The 14,323-nt window shown below is 40.3% G+C and carries 13 protein-coding genes and 1 other annotated feature; of the genes, 5 read left to right on the forward strand and 8 right to left on the reverse strand.

Annotated features, from left to right (window positions below):
• Positions 1-47 precede the first annotated feature (47 nt).
• The 5 genes from AC6UDD_RS00425 (at position 48) to AC6UDD_RS00445 (ending at position 5,574) form a co-directional block, all read left to right on the forward strand.
• Positions 48-1,397: a C1 family peptidase gene (locus AC6UDD_RS00425; protein ID WP_500717394.1), complete on the forward strand. Its 1,350-nt coding sequence runs from the start codon at positions 48-50 to the stop codon at positions 1,395-1,397.
• Between the two features lie 57 nt (positions 1,398-1,454).
• Positions 1,455-1,711: a binding site (T-box leader), on the forward strand.
• 74 nt (positions 1,712-1,785) lie between these two features.
• On the forward strand, positions 1,786-2,625 hold the full coding sequence (locus AC6UDD_RS00430) for a MetQ/NlpA family ABC transporter substrate-binding protein (RefSeq protein WP_500717396.1): 840 nt from the start codon (positions 1,786-1,788) through the stop codon (positions 2,623-2,625).
• Positions 2,626-2,634: 9 nt separating this feature from the next.
• Positions 2,635-3,690, forward strand: coding sequence for a methionine ABC transporter ATP-binding protein (locus tag AC6UDD_RS00435; RefSeq protein WP_500717399.1), 1,056 nt, complete (start codon positions 2,635-2,637; stop codon positions 3,688-3,690).
• On the forward strand, positions 3,690-4,394 hold the full coding sequence (locus AC6UDD_RS00440) for a methionine ABC transporter permease (RefSeq protein WP_010022396.1): 705 nt from the start codon (positions 3,690-3,692) through the stop codon (positions 4,392-4,394). The genes AC6UDD_RS00435 and AC6UDD_RS00440 overlap by 1 nt, the downstream gene beginning before the upstream one ends.
• Before the next feature lie 31 nt (positions 4,395-4,425).
• A complete protein-coding gene (locus AC6UDD_RS00445) occupies positions 4,426-5,574 on the forward strand; it encodes an ArgE/DapE family deacylase (RefSeq protein WP_500717403.1) in 1,149 nt (382 codons plus the stop codon).
• Positions 5,575-5,762: 188 nt separating this feature from the next.
• Here AC6UDD_RS00445 and AC6UDD_RS00450 read toward each other — a convergent pair whose 3' ends face one another.
• From AC6UDD_RS00450 to greA, 8 genes are all read right to left on the reverse strand, one after another.
• A complete protein-coding gene (locus AC6UDD_RS00450; RefSeq protein WP_500717405.1) occupies positions 5,763-5,984 on the reverse strand; it encodes a hypothetical protein in 222 nt (73 codons plus the stop codon).
• 397 nt (positions 5,985-6,381) lie between these two features.
• The gene (locus AC6UDD_RS00455) at positions 6,382-6,528 is read right to left on the reverse strand and encodes a hypothetical protein (RefSeq protein WP_500717407.1); all 147 of its coding nucleotides are present in this window, start codon (positions 6,526-6,528) and stop codon (positions 6,382-6,384) included.
• 68 nt (positions 6,529-6,596) lie between these two features.
• Positions 6,597-7,265, reverse strand: coding sequence for a type II toxin-antitoxin system death-on-curing family toxin (locus tag AC6UDD_RS00460; protein ID WP_500717409.1), 669 nt, complete (start codon positions 7,263-7,265; stop codon positions 6,597-6,599).
• A gap of 86 nt (positions 7,266-7,351) precedes the next feature.
• On the reverse strand, positions 7,352-8,440 hold the full coding sequence (locus AC6UDD_RS00465) for a baeRF3 domain-containing protein (RefSeq protein WP_500717411.1): 1,089 nt from the start codon (positions 8,438-8,440) through the stop codon (positions 7,352-7,354).
• A gap of 80 nt (positions 8,441-8,520) precedes the next feature.
• Positions 8,521-9,180, reverse strand: a complete 660-nt coding sequence (locus tag AC6UDD_RS00470; RefSeq protein WP_500717413.1) for a TVP38/TMEM64 family protein — start codon at positions 9,178-9,180, stop codon at positions 8,521-8,523.
• 133 nt (positions 9,181-9,313) lie between these two features.
• Positions 9,314-11,230, reverse strand: coding sequence for an acyltransferase family protein (locus tag AC6UDD_RS00475; protein WP_500717415.1), 1,917 nt, complete (start codon positions 11,228-11,230; stop codon positions 9,314-9,316).
• Between the two features lie 157 nt (positions 11,231-11,387).
• Complete coding sequence (locus AC6UDD_RS00480; protein ID WP_500717419.1) at positions 11,388-13,529, reverse strand: ATP-dependent Clp protease ATP-binding subunit; 2,142 nt, start codon at positions 13,527-13,529, stop codon at positions 11,388-11,390.
• Between the two features lie 162 nt (positions 13,530-13,691).
• On the reverse strand, positions 13,692-14,180 hold the full coding sequence (gene greA / locus AC6UDD_RS00485; RefSeq protein WP_500717423.1) for a transcription elongation factor GreA: 489 nt from the start codon (positions 14,178-14,180) through the stop codon (positions 13,692-13,694).
• Positions 14,181-14,323: the final 143 nt, after the last annotated feature.

Genomic DNA, 14,323 nt, shown 5'->3' on the forward strand with positions numbered 1-14,323 from the left:
GACAAGTGATACAATACTGACAAGAAAAATATTAAGGAGTGATCATTTTGGATAAGAAAGCAATTAATCCGCAAGACCTGGAATGGTACGAGAAAAGTTATGAAGACAAAGACGATAGTTTGATCTTAGAACGAGCCGTTTCTCATAACGGAATTAACAACAGTGCTGCTGATTACAAGGCCGATGAAAAAATGAAACGAGTTTTCTCAGTCGAAGTTCCCGAACAACACGTTGCTGATCAGAAGCAAAGTGGAAGATGTTGGATGTTTTCAGCACTTAACACCATGCGTTTTAAGATTGCCGAAAACTACAAGGTTTCACCAAAATTTGAGTTATCGCAGAACTACGTTAACTTCTGGGACAAGTTTGAAAAGTCCAACTATTTCTTAGAAAACGTGATTAACACCGCTGATCAACCATTAGGTTCACGCAAGATCGACTTCTTAATGGAAACCCCACAACAAGACGGGGGCCAATGGGACATGCTGTGTGCCATCATCGAAAAGTATGGGGTGGTTCCAAGTTCAACCATGGTCGAAACTTACAATAGTAATCGCTCTGACGAATTGAATCAGACTTTAAACCTGAAATTACGGCGGGACGCAGAAGAATTGCGTAAGATGGTGAAAGACGGTGCGACGGAAGAAAAACTTGAGTCCACTAAGAGTGAGATGCTAAATGATGTTTACCGCATCTTGGCATACTCTTTGGGTCGCCCAACGAAGCGCTTTGATTTCGAGTATCGCGACACTGACAACAAGTACCACATTGACAAGGATCTGACTCCGAAAGAGTTCTTTGATAAATACGTCAACATCAACCTGGAAGACTACGTTTCATTGATTAATTCGCCAACCGGTGACAAGCCCTTTGACAAGACTTACACGATTGAAATGTTAGGGAACGTCGTTGGTGGCAGACAGGTAAAGCATTTAAACCTGAAAATCGATGAATTGAAAGACTTAGCCGTAAAACAGCTAAAGAACGGTGAAGCCGTTTGGTTCGGTTGTGACGTTGTCCAAGATTCCGACAGAAAAAAGGGAATCATGGATACGCACTTGTACCACAAGGACGCCCTCTTTAGCACTGACTTAAAGATGAGTAAGGGTGATCGGCTTGACTACAAGGAAAGCATGATGACGCACGCCATGGTTATTACCGGCGTTGACCTAGTTGACGATCAACCAACCAAGTGGAAGGTTGAAAACAGCTGGGGTGAAAAAGTCGGTGAGAAGGGTTACTTTGTTATGAGTGACGACTGGTTCAACGAATTTGTTTACCAAACCGTTATCAACAAGAAGTACATGTCAGACAAGCAACTGGAGGAACAAAAACAGGCCCCTAAGATGCTAGAACCTTGGGACCCAATGGGCTCACTTGCTAACTTTAAAAAATAATTAAAATTAGTATTGACAGATATTGGTCGACGGATTAGTATACTTACAACAAATTAAATAAACGAGATGGAAAAGCTGAGTACCCGTTGAATTTTCGAAGAGAGTCTCTGGTTGGTGTGAAGAGATGAGATGCATTCGGGGAATATGGACTTTTAATCATTTGCTGGCGAGATTTTCAAACCAGTGACGGGGTTGCTACCGATATCATCGCAAGGCTCTTCTAGTTCAGACGTCGACTAGAGCAGTCTTTGAGGCAGTTATTTGTAAGAGTAGCTGTAAACTAAGGTGGTAACACGAAAGCATTCGTCCTTTTTAATTAAAGGGTGGATGCTTTTTTTATTTAATTTAATGGATTAAGCAATCAAATAGAAATTAGGAAGTGGACATCATGAAGAGAAGTACAAAGTGGATTATTGGAATTGTCATTGTGGTTGTGATCGTCGGGTTAGGCTGGTTTAGTTTTGCCAGACACTCGGCTGAGAGTAAGAAGACCGTTAACGTTGGGTTAATGAGTGGATCTAAATCAGACGATGAGATTTGGAAGTCCGTCGCTGAGACCGCTAAGAAGAAATATGGGGTTAACATTAAGTTCACCCACTTCACTGATTACACGCAACCAAACAAGGCTTTGACTCAGCACGAGATTGATTTGAACTCATTTCAACATTATGCCTTCTTAGATAATTGGAATAAGCAAAATCATTCTGACATTGTTTCCGTTGGTAACACCTACATCGCTCCTATCAGACTTTATTCAAAGAAGTACAAGAACGTTAAGGACATTCCAGCTGGTGGGACGATTGCCGTTCCAAACGATACTTCTAATGAGAGCCGTTCGCTCTACCTACTGAAGAACGCGAGACTCATCACCTTGAAAAACCAGAAGGGCTTTTTAGGATTAAACGCCATTCAGAGTAATCCCAAGCACTTGAATTTCAAAGAAGTTGACGCATCACAAACCCCACGAGTACTAAACAGTGTTGATGGTGCCGTTATTAATAACACCTACGCCGTCCCCGCTCACCTAGGTGATAAGGAAACGATTTTTACCGAACCACTCAACAATGATTCGAAACAGTGGATTAATTTGATTGCTGCTAACAAGGACCAAAAGAACAACAAGAACTACAAAGACGTTGTAAAATCATTCCAGACCAAGAAGACCGAGCAACTGGTCAAGAAGTATTATGGAAACACCGAAATTCCTGCTTGGAATCGTAAATTTTAGGAGGAACTAATGAGTAATAATATTGTTCAATTCAAGGACGTTTCAGTTACGTTCAAACAAAAAAAGAATGTGATTCACGCCGTTTCAGACGTATCACTTGGCATCCCCAAGGGTGAAATCTTCGGAATTGCTGGCTACTCCGGTGCCGGTAAATCAACGTTAGTTCGAACCATTAACCTGCTTCAAAAACCAACCGACGGAGAAGTCGATGTATTTGGGAAAACCTTCTATAAAAAAGAAGGGGACCAAGTTTCTTCAATTAGTACGAAAGAGTTACGTGACGAGCGTCGTCAAATTGGGATGATTTTTCAACACTTCAACTTACTTGAGGAACAAAACGTCCAACGAAACGTTGAATTCGGATTGAAGCACAGTGGTTTAAAGGAAAAAGAGCGTGAAGCCAAGGCCAAGAAGATGCTTGACATTGTTGGGTTAGGCGACTACCTAAAAGCCTATCCATCCCAACTCTCTGGTGGTCAACAACAACGAGTAGCGATTGCTAGAGCGCTCGCAAACGATCCCAAGATTTTGATTTCTGATGAAGCTACTTCCGCACTCGACCCCAAGAACACCGATCAAATCCTGGATTTACTAAAGGAACTAAACGAGAAGTACGGCTTAACGATTATCTTGATTACCCATGAGATGGAAGCCATCAAACGGATTTGTCAGGAAGTTGCCATCATGAGTCAAGGAAAAGTCGTTGACGTTGGGAATCTGCTCGACATCTTCGTTGATTCAAAGAATCCAACCACGAGAAAGATTGTCGGGAACAGTTTCAATGCGCTTGAAATCTTGAAGTCGATGAACATTGACGTTAATAAACGAAATCTGGTTCAGTTGACGTATCTCTCTGATGACATTAGCGATCCAATCATTGTGAGCCTGTACGAGAAGTTCCATATTTCGGCAAGTATCATCTACAGTAATATCGAAAAACTCGGTGAGCAGGTTGTTGGAACGTTGATTGTTGACTTGCTTGGAAGTCAAGAGGACCAAGAGGCAGCGGTCAAGTACCTTGGAGATCAAAACATCAAGGTGACTGAATTGAAGGAGGCAGAATAATGGGAGCTTGGTTTGCAACTCATTTTCCTAACGTGGTATCACAGGGATTAAATGGTGAAGAAGGCTGGATTACAGCCGTTAATCAGACGATTTATATGACGTTTTGGTCCGCAATCTTTGGTGGCATTGCGGGGATCATTTTCGGAGTTTGTTTAGTAATATTTGCGGATAACGGGATTATGCCGTGTCACCCACTGTTCTGGATCATCGACAAAGTCGTTTCACTGTTCCGGGCCGTTCCATTTATCATCTTGCTGGCCTTCATTGCGCCAGTGACGCAGAAGATTGTTGGAACCCAAATCGGGACGACGGCTGCTTTAGTTCCTCTATCAGTCGGGGTCTTTCCGTTCTATGCGCGGCAGGTCCAAGTCGCACTTGAGAGTGTCGATCATGGTATCATCGAGTCGGCGGAATCACTAGGGGCCACGAACTGGGACTTAATTTTCGGCGTGTACCTCAGTGAAGCGCGTTCAGAGTTGATTCGAGTATCAACCGTAACTTTGATTAGTTTAGTTGGTTTAACCGCAATGGCTGGTGCCATTGGTGCTGGTGGTCTTGGTAACATGGCCATCTCATACGGGTACAACCGGTTCGCAAACGACACGACCTTGGTCGCAACGATCTTAGTTGTCATCATGGTTCTGATTATTCAAGTCGTTGGTGATGTCTGGGCCAAGTTCGCTAACCACGCTGATCAAGGTTAACAAATAAGAATTTAAAGAAGGGTGTTTAAGAATGGAAAAAGCAGAGAAAATCAAAATTTTACAGGATTTAATTCAGATTAAGTCCGTCAATGGTAATGAAATTGAGATCTCAGAGTACTTGTCAAAGTTGCTGAAAAAGCATGGCATTGACAGTAAGATTTTTCCGTTTGGCGACGGCCGCTCCAACCTGATTGCTGAACTTGGAACTGGTGAATCTGATAAGGTGCTGGCTTTAGAGGGACATCAAGACACGGTGGCAGTTGCTCATCCGGAAAATTGGAAACACGATCCCTTTAAAGGTGAAATCGTGGGTGACAAAATCTATGGTCGCGGTGCCGCTGACATGAAGAGTGGGCTAGCCGCTGAAGTAATTGCCCTCTGCGAACTGGCTGATAAGGGCGAGGTTCCTGACGGTGAGATTCGTTTGATTGCGACTTCTGGCGAAGAGTTCGGTGCTCCTGGTGCCTATAAGATTGAACCAAAGTACATTGACGATGTGGACGCTATGATTGTGGGTGAGCCATCCGATGGGGATGTCACCTACGCTCACTCCGGTAGTTTGAACTATCAGATCACGAGTACCGGGAAACCGGCGCACAGTTCGACTCCTGACTTAGGGTTGAACGCCATCACTGGTTTGGTTAAATACATTCAGGCTGAGCCCGAACTGTTTAAAGACCTTCCGGTTGATCCAGTGTTAGGCAAGGTCCAGCACAGTATTACAGTCATTAACGGTGGAGAACAGGTCAACATCATCCCTGGATCGGCTAGTTTGCTTGGAAATGTCCGCCCGACGCCCTCATTTAATAACGACAACGTGATTGAATTGATTCAAACAGCCGTTGATAAAATTAATGATGAGACCCCCTATCATCTGGAATTTAAGTTGGTTCATAACTTCTATCCAATTGAGACTGATAAGGATAATCAGTTCGTTCAGGATGCCTATGAGGTTACCAAAAAGGATTATCAGAATCGCAAGCCCGAGTTAATCGTAAATAACGGGGCAACTGATGCCAGTGTTTACGTTCAGGAAAACGACAAGATGGCAGTCATCTTGTTGGGTCCTGACAAGAACAACACGTCACACCAGATTAACGAGTACACGACACTTTCGAGTTATCTCGATACGATTAATGCTTATCAGGATATTGCGAACGATTTCTTTGAAAAAAAGTAAAAATAAAGGCCTTGAACTGTGGAGTTCAAGGCCTTTTTGTGCGGTCTAAATTAATTTTATCTGTTTTATAATTATGTTATTTATAAGTGGTGTGTCATTAAGTGTAATATCACCATTAATAAGAATGATGACATTAAATTCAGTAGATTTTCCTACATCAACATTTACTTCCATAAGTGAAAATTTGTTTAACTTTTTTGGATCAGCTTGTTTTCCCATCCATTATCACTAATTATCTTATTTTCCATTTGTGTTCTGGAAAGACTATGAGAATAACAAACATGGATGTTATTACCCCAATTGGCCCATTTGATGTTTGGTTCATCTTTTTCCTTTAAATCACTATATGATTGAGCACCTACAGTTGGTCCATTCATTAATGTGCCTTTAAGTTCTTCTTTATCAAACATGTTGTATTCTCCTTATAAAAGTATTATTAGTTTCAATTATTTTACGTATAAAATAATGAAAGCGCTAACTATTTAACACATTTAGTTTAGCACTTAATGTTGAAGAGTGCTAGTAAAAGAAACCTCATACGAGATGAATACCCATAATTATTAGATTATGTCTGATAATTATGGGAGCACTTCAGATAATGTTCCCACATAAAGTTATTTTAATCTCTTAAAACGAGAGTGTTTGAATCGAACTAAATTATTGTTTTTAACTATGTTAAATTAATGGTTCAAGAATATATTAATACCAAACGAATTTCGAGTAAGAAAAAAGACTCACGCCGATTGAATATCGGTATGAATCTTTAAAATTATAAATTTGGATAAATATCTAACTTTATATTGGACTTTATATTTTAGAAAGCATCTTTAGTGCCCTTATTACCTTGGGGTTATCTGTTACTTTTTTATTGGCTTCTTCGTTAATTCTTTTACGGTTTTTGGGATCCATTAATTTATCGAATAATTGATTTAGTTCTTTATCGGTTATATTCACGTTAATTTCTCCTTTCTTAAACCACTATCTATACTTTCGATGTATGTTATTTTATAAATTTAGTTTTGTCAAACGCCAAGCGTAGATTGCATTAAATCTAAGTTTAAATAACAATGGGAGGTAATGTATTCTTTTAATTCAGTTTGTGACAAACTTTTTTGAGCAATTGCAACGGAAATTTTATAGAGAATCATGTCATCATGTATATCAAATGTATAATAATTATTACTAAGAAAAGTGAGAGCAGCTAACATGGCGGTTCTCTTGTTACCATTTGTAAAAAATTGGTAAGTAGCTATGGAATACCAAATATAAGTTGCTTTATCAATGATAGTAGGGTGGAGATCTTTATTAAATAAATATTGATTGATCTGTCCTAAAACTCGTTCTAAGCCTGCCCGATCCTTTAAACCGTAGATAGTTTTTTCTTTAATTAGGGTTTCGGCTTGTTTATTGATGTTTTTCATTTCATGTATACATAAATTAAATTGTGGCAAAGTTAGAACTGACCTATCGGTTAAATGATTATGGACATTAAAAAGTGATAATTTAAGTGCGATTTTTTCATTGGTTATTGATTTGTAAAAATGAAGATTAATTTTTGTTATTTCTTTTATGTTAAGTGTTTTTTTTAATAACTTTTTGTACTCATTAATCTGTTCTGTTTTACTGTTTTGATAATTTGTAATTATTAAAGCTTGAGGTAATTCCCGATTTAACTGATCGTCTATTGACATATTTAAATTTCCTTAATATAAGTGCGCTAAAAATACGTTAAATTTGCGCATAAAAAAAGAGCTTGATTACCAAGCCCTTTTTTTAATTACCATCTTAAGATAGCTGAAACTTTCTTGTCAGTTGGCATATCGTCAGCAGGCAATACAGTAACGTCACCATCAAGGCCAAGAACCGTCAATGCTAATGAGTTTAATTCATTAGATGGACGTGAACCTTCGGCGTTAACTTCAATGTCTTCACCATTGTCCTTACTTTGAACGTAAGCATCTTGTTGGATGATTAGGTTAGCAATGCGGTCGTCAATGGCAGCCTTCAAGATTTCATCGTAGTCGTCAGTGGTCTTTTTAGCACCGTCGGCTTTGTCGTAGACGTCCTTCATTGACTTCTCACCATCTGAGACGAAGTTATCGTGAATGGTTTGAGCAACTTCTTGGACGTTTTCGCCAGCGTTTTTAACGGCAGCATCCATTTCAACGTGCTTGTCTTCAACTACGTATGGGTTGTGAGTAGCACGGTTGAAACGACCTTCGTCTTCGGCGTTTGCAACAACTACTAATGGATTGTGGTCTTTGTTTGAAACATGCTTTTGAACATATTTGTCAACCAATTCGTAGTATTCGTGAGTGTCCCACTTAGCTCCGTTCTTTCTAGGATCGTCTTGGGTCTCAGTCTCGGTTTTGTCTGAGTCAAATGGATCTGGAGTGTCGGTATCGTCATCAACAACGCTCAAGTCGTTAACGTGAAACACTTTGAAGTCATCACGTTGTAAGAACAACATGTCAAAATCAGGAACGAATTGGTATTGTCTTACGATTGGTAAGATTTGCAATTTGTCTGAGAATGAGAATGCTGTTTGTGGAGCGTAGTTCAATTGAGCAACTTCGATGGAATCGTTAGTTACGTACATGATGATACCCTTAGCGATAGTTGCCTTTGGTTGTAAAGTCTTTAAGTAGTTCTTAATTTGAAAATCGTAGGCGTTCCAAAGTTCTGGTTTGTATTGCTTTTGAAATGCTTTTTTAGCAGTGTCAACCAAACTGTTGATTTGGGTGTTGTCTCTACGAGTATTGTCTTCCTTAGGATCCAAGGGTACAGTGATTGTTAAAACTGGACCGTTATCGGATTCCAAGTCAAGCAAGTTTTTAATTTGATCCTTTTTGTCATGCTTAGCCATGGTAAAACCTCCATTAATAAATTGTTACTATACTCTACTATATTACCATTTTTAAAAACAATTTGAAACGGGTACCTTGATTAGAGTTTATCGGTTACCAGTCGCTTAATTAAAAAGAACACCACGAGGGCAAAAACGACGATGATACCGATTAACACCATCAGCTTCTTAAAACTCCCTTGCAGAATCGTGTCACCACCAAGCGAGTAAATGACTGAGATGGGAATGCTTCCCAAAATCGTCGCAATCTTCACTTTCTTGTCTGGAAACCGCTTCTTATCCTGGTTGGCCTGAAAACTGACCAGAAACGTTGGAATGAGGGGAATCGAATAGCCGATGATCAGACCGAGGAGGGGATGTTTTAGGTGTTTAAAGTGTTTGGCGTACTTGTTATTTTCGTATTTTTTGGCGATCCCTTTAAATGATGAAACAATCTTAGTCGTCCCAAAGTTACCGGCCGAAAGCCCAATCACGTTGATGATAATGCCAATCCATTTGCCAAAACAAATCCCCGTGATAACGCCGACAACTGCAACTGGTGCTCCTGGAATCATGGTCAAGATGTACAACAAGAAGATCAATAAGACAGCATCAATAAGACCGTGGTCACGGATTTCTTGAATCGCGGTGCCACGAGTAGCGGGATTGAACATCATCTTAATCTCTGGCCAGTAATCCATGAATAGGATGTAAAAGAAGAGGACGGCGATGACAATGCCAAGGTATTTTAAAATGTCCATGCGATGTTCTTTAATGAATTCTACGATGATAAAAGACTCCTCCAAATGTTATAGCTATATCTTATAAGAAAATCTGGGCCACGTCTATTCTTTCGAAAAAAATAAACCAACCCTTAAACGGTTGGTTTATTAATTATTTTTCAGCGTGTTTTAAAACGTTTTGGGCAATGAAGGAAGCATACTTCGGGGTTCCTTGCACGTTAGGGTGCGTCTGATCCTGATAGAGGTACTGTGGATGCGACTTGGCATAATCATACCAGTCAATCACATACAGGTTCTTATACTTCTTCTGAGCCTTATTTAGAAATGAGTTAACTTGATTCTGCCATGGCTGGGTCGGAACGTAAGTATTAATCCAGAAGACGTGCCGATTCTTTCCCGCAATCTCCATATATTGCTTCATCGTCTCGTCACTGATGTCACCGTTAGTTCCAAGGCCGATAATGACGTTTTTACCCAACAAACCTTGTTGTTGCATACTCTTCATGATGGCAACTCCATCTTGAGGGTGACGCGAAGTAGCAGCGTCAATGTACAGTTTTGGAAAGATCTTTTGGAGATTATCGCGTCCAGACAGCATAACTGAGTCACCGATCGCACTTCCAGAAAGGTTCTGCGCTTCCTGTAACTGTTGCTTGGTTAATCCGTCTTTTTCCAGCTTCTTATTGACCTTCGTGTTTTTGGATTTTTTACCGGATTTGATTTCTTTGGCTAGTTTTTCGTTATGTTTATCCTGGGCCTTAGAGTTCTTTTGAATTCGGTTAGCCAGTTGCGTGTGATTTGCAGCCTTTGGATTAACCGTGGTTGATTGGAAGATGCCAACCGTACCAACGGTTAGGACAATGATTGCTAAAACCTTTAGGACCATGTGATGCTTAAAGCACGAGGTAATCCAATCCTTAACCTGGTCAAGACTCATCTTGTAAACGTTGAAGAGGGTCTTAAAGAATTCTGGGACGCTGTGGTAATCGTATTTGGCGAGGGGGACCTCGATGAAACGGTACGATAATTCAGAAATGACGATGATAATCGCAATTTCGATAATTGCATACAACCATTGATGATCGGCCACGTCCTTGAATTTGTCGGTAAAGAAGACAAAAACGGGGAACTGGTAAACATAGATTTCATAACTTCTAGAACCAATCCAATCAAATAACTTGTTGGTTAGGATACGGTTCCAGTGACTATTAGGATGAACAACCGCCATCATGGTCATCACGGTGAAGACTGAGAATAGTGCCATGCCACCACGATACAAAAACGGTGATTGTGAACCGGTGGTAATGATGATCCAACCCATTCCCACCATTCCAATTAGACCAAAGACGTCCAGTAGAAATGACTTTTGGTTGTCATTATCGCGTTTCTGGGTACTTGGCCAAAAGACGGCGAGGGCAGCGCCAAAAAGAATTGAGAACATCCGGGTATCAGTCCCGTAGTAAACCCGACTAGGATCACTACCAGGATGGTACAGAACGGCCATTAAAATGACTGAAAGGACTGATAGTAGAATAGCGGTGTAGAAGATGGAATGTTTGTTTCCGTGAAATTTCTTAAGTAAGAAGTAGGCAATGAGGGGCCAAATTAGGTAGAATTGACCTTCAATTGCAAGGGTCCAAAGGTGGGTAAATGGAGAAGCACTTCCGGCAAAGTTCTGGAAGTATGATTGACCATTCATGATCTCCCACCAGTTATATACGTAAGCTAAGTTAGATACGACGCTTTGCCATAGATTTGCGAGTAGATTACGTTGAAACAATGTTATGTATGCAGCTGTCGCAAATAACATCGTAATGAGGGTGGGATACAGCCGCTTTAATCGTTTTGACCAAAAGTAGCCGTAGCGGAAATGGTTCGTTTCATGGTACTCGGTAATCAGATGATCGGTAACCAAATATCCTGACAACGTCAAAAACACCGGAACCCCTAGGTATCCTCCGGTAAATACACTAGGTGACAGGTGATATAAGATGACACAGATAACGGCAAGTGCCCGTAAGCCGGTGAAGCCGGTAATAAACCGACGTTTTGTTGTATTATTATTCATATTATTGGATCCCTAATTATTAGTTTGTATAATAGCAAGTCTAGCACGCAAAAGCCGCACTGTATACGGGTTTCAGCAAATCTTAAGAAAAAGATTTTGGGCACAAAAAAACATCTACCAGAACTGGTAGATGTTTTTAAAAATGCAACTAACTTAATTAGTCACCACTAGCAAGTTTAGTCTTGTCAGTATTCTTAGTGATTTCGATGGTGTCTTTTCTAAGATCAGCCTTGAGGTGTTTTACATCTTGGTGATCTAAGTAGTACATCGCAATCTTATCTCTTAATTGTTGTTCGATTACTCGACGTAATGGACGAGCACCCATGGCTTCATCGTAACCTTGGTCCATCAACCATTTCTTAGCATCTGGAGTTACGTAAAGTTCCATGCCCTTTTGAGCTAAGGTGTCGTTTAAGTTACCGATCATCAGGTCAACGATCTTGCTTAAGTCATCCTTAGTCAAGTGTGAGAATTCAACAATGGCATTGAATCGGTTCAAGAATTCAGGTCTGAAGTATGGAGCCAAACGGTCCATGATTGACATGTCCTTCTTGTTGTTCTTGCTCATTGAATCGTTTCCGAATCCGGCATTTGAAGTAGCGATGATAACAGTGTTCTTAAAGTCGACCACGTTACCTTGACCATCAGTCAAACGACCATCATCCATAACTTGAAGTAATAGGGTAATTACTTGTGGGTTAGCCTTTTCAATTTCATCAAGCAATACGATTGAGTATGGGTTTCTTCTTACTTGTTCAGTAAGGGTATTACCATTGTCACCGTAACCAACATAACCAGCTGAAGTACCAATCATCTTGGATACAGCAGTTACATCTTGGTATTCTGACATATCAAGTCTGATGATTGAGTTTTCATCGTTGAACATGTCTTTGGCCAATTGCTTAACTAATTCAGTCTTACCAACACCAGTAGGTCCAACGAATAAGAATGAACCGATTGGACGGTTACCTTCGTCAAATCCGGCACGGTTTCTACGGATAGCGTTAACAACTAGGTCAACAGCTTGGTCTTGGCCAATGACACGGCCCTTAAGTCGAGTGTCCATGCCTTTCAATCTTTCAAGGTCGTTAGCACTCATTTGTGAAACTGGAATACCAGTTAATCTTTCAACTGAGTCGGCAATGTCAGATACCTTTGCAACAGGACGGTCAGTGTTAGTGTCGTCACTCTTGAGTTTCTTTTCGATATCTTCGATCTTAGTCTTAGCTTTAGCTGCATCTTCATACTTTTCAGCTTTAGCTGCGTCTTCTTTTTCCTTCTTAGCATCCTTTAATTCACTTTCAAGGGTAACCTTGTCAGTAACAGGGTGCTTTGCGGCCAAGTGAGCAGCGGTCATATCGATCAGGTCAATTGCCTTGTCAGGTAATGAACGTTGAGGGATATATTGAACTGAGTAGTCAACGGCAGCTTTTAGAACATCGTCAGGTAAAGTAACTTGGTGATGATCTTCGTAAGCCTTCTTGATGCCCTTCAAGATTTCAAGGGTAGTAGCCTTACTTGGGGCGTCAACGGTAACATCATTGAAACGACGTGCAAGAGCAGAGTCTTTCATGATGGTGTTTCTGTATTCGTCTTGAGTAGTAGCACCGATTACTGAAATCTCACCACGACTCAAAGCGGGTTTAATCATGTCGGCTAAACCTTTGCTTCCTGATTCATCACCAGAAGCACCGGCGCCAACGATTTGATGAATTTCATCAAAGAATAGGATAACGTTTTTACGTTCTTCAACTTCTTTGATTAACTTTTGAATGTTTTCTTCGTATGAACCACGGTACTGGGTACCGGCTTCAAGAGAAGATAAATCGATTGAAATGATTTGCTTGTCTTTGATTGCGCCAGGGACATCACCCTTAACGATCTTTTGAGCTAAACCTTCAACGATGGCAGTCTTACCAACACCAGCGTCACCGACTAAAATAGGGTTGTTTTTGATACGACGACTCAAAATTTCAGCGGTTTCTTGGATTTCTTTGTCACGTCCAATAACTGGGTCAAGTAAACCTTGTTTAGCTTCATCAGTTAGGTTTCGACCAACTTTATCCAAGTAACTTTCAGCTTTCTTTTGTTGCTTGGCGTTGTTGCCTCCGCCGTTTCTACCACGTCGACCAGGAATTTGACCTGATTTTCTCATTGCTTCAACTTCTTCAGGAGTAAGTTCGTGACCGTTAACAACATAACGAGCATTAGGGTTTTGACCCATTCCTCCATTCATTAGACTATTAAATAAATCGTCCATTCCGTTTCCGAATGGATCATTTCCAAAATTGTCTGCCATGTGCAATTTCCCTCTTTCCTATTTTCACCACTTGGTGAGTTTATAACTACGTAAGATAAATAATAGGAACATATCTCAAGTTCCAATTCTAATTATACCAGTTTTGAATCGAATGCATAGTAATTTGCTCATATCTACCGGGTTTGGTCAACGTTGGTCAAACTATTTTCCTAGGCTGGTGCCGATTTGCAAGATTTTTAATTTATAGTTTACTTCAGGAGCTTTTACCGAAATTATTTCATTAACATGATGACCTAGTAATGATTTTCCCAGCGGAGAATTATAAAAAATCTTATTTTCATCTAACTTAGAAAATTCAGCTTCCTGTTTTCCTACAATAATGTAGGAATCAGAATCGCCATCCTCTAAAAATTTCACCCGAACCGTACTACCAATGCCAACTTGGTCGTCACTTGGTTTTTTTACCACCTCAGCGTACTGTTCTTGCTTCTTAAAGTAGCGCAAGCGATTCTCTAAGTGGTGGAGTTCTCTTTTAGACGTGCTGTACTCCGCGTTTTCAGAACGGTCACCCAGAGCAGCGGCATCGTGTAAGGCTTGAATTTTGCCCGGACGATTTTTTTGCAGCTTTTTGATTTCATCTTGAATCTGCTTGTACCCGTTGCGTGTCATTTTATTAAAGTATGTAGCCAACTTAGTTCACCTCAGTCTTTTTTTCGCCCAAATTTTAACATAATATAGTTTAAATAATGGTAACAAAAGGTAACTTATCGCCGTATAAAGTTTTCATCGTTAGCAGCTTATGATATTATTACACTATGATTAATTCAAAATCG

It is taken from the genome of Fructilactobacillus sp. X2R1C3 (assembly GCF_059901425.1).

What these genes read in the sequence shown, in the direction of transcription:
- AC6UDD_RS00435 (WP_500717399.1), top strand. Translation starts at nt 2,635, where the DNA reads ATGAGTAATAATATTGTTCAATTCAAGGACGTTTCAGTTACGTTCAAA.
- AC6UDD_RS00430 (WP_500717396.1), top strand. Translation starts at nt 1,786, where the DNA reads ATGAAGAGAAGTACAAAGTGGATTATTGGAATTGTCATTGTGGTTGTG.
- AC6UDD_RS00445 (WP_500717403.1), top strand. Translation starts at nt 4,426, where the DNA reads ATGGAAAAAGCAGAGAAAATCAAAATTTTACAGGATTTAATTCAGATT.
- AC6UDD_RS00465 (WP_500717411.1), bottom strand. Translation starts at nt 8,440, where the DNA reads ATGGCTAAGCATGACAAAAAGGATCAAATTAAAAACTTGCTTGACTTG.
- AC6UDD_RS00470 (WP_500717413.1), bottom strand. Translation starts at nt 9,180, where the DNA reads ATGGACATTTTAAAATACCTTGGCATTGTCATCGCCGTCCTCTTCTTT.
- AC6UDD_RS00475 (WP_500717415.1), bottom strand. Translation starts at nt 11,230, where the DNA reads ATGAATAATAATACAACAAAACGTCGGTTTATTACCGGCTTCACCGGC.
- AC6UDD_RS00480 (WP_500717419.1), bottom strand. Translation starts at nt 13,529, where the DNA reads ATGGCAGACAATTTTGGAAATGATCCATTCGGAAACGGAATGGACGAT.
- AC6UDD_RS00440 (WP_010022396.1), top strand. Translation starts at nt 3,690, where the DNA reads ATGGGAGCTTGGTTTGCAACTCATTTTCCTAACGTGGTATCACAGGGA.
- AC6UDD_RS00450 (WP_500717405.1), bottom strand. Translation starts at nt 5,984, where the DNA reads ATGTTTGATAAAGAAGAACTTAAAGGCACATTAATGAATGGACCAACT.
- AC6UDD_RS00460 (WP_500717409.1), bottom strand. Translation starts at nt 7,265, where the DNA reads ATGTCAATAGACGATCAGTTAAATCGGGAATTACCTCAAGCTTTAATA.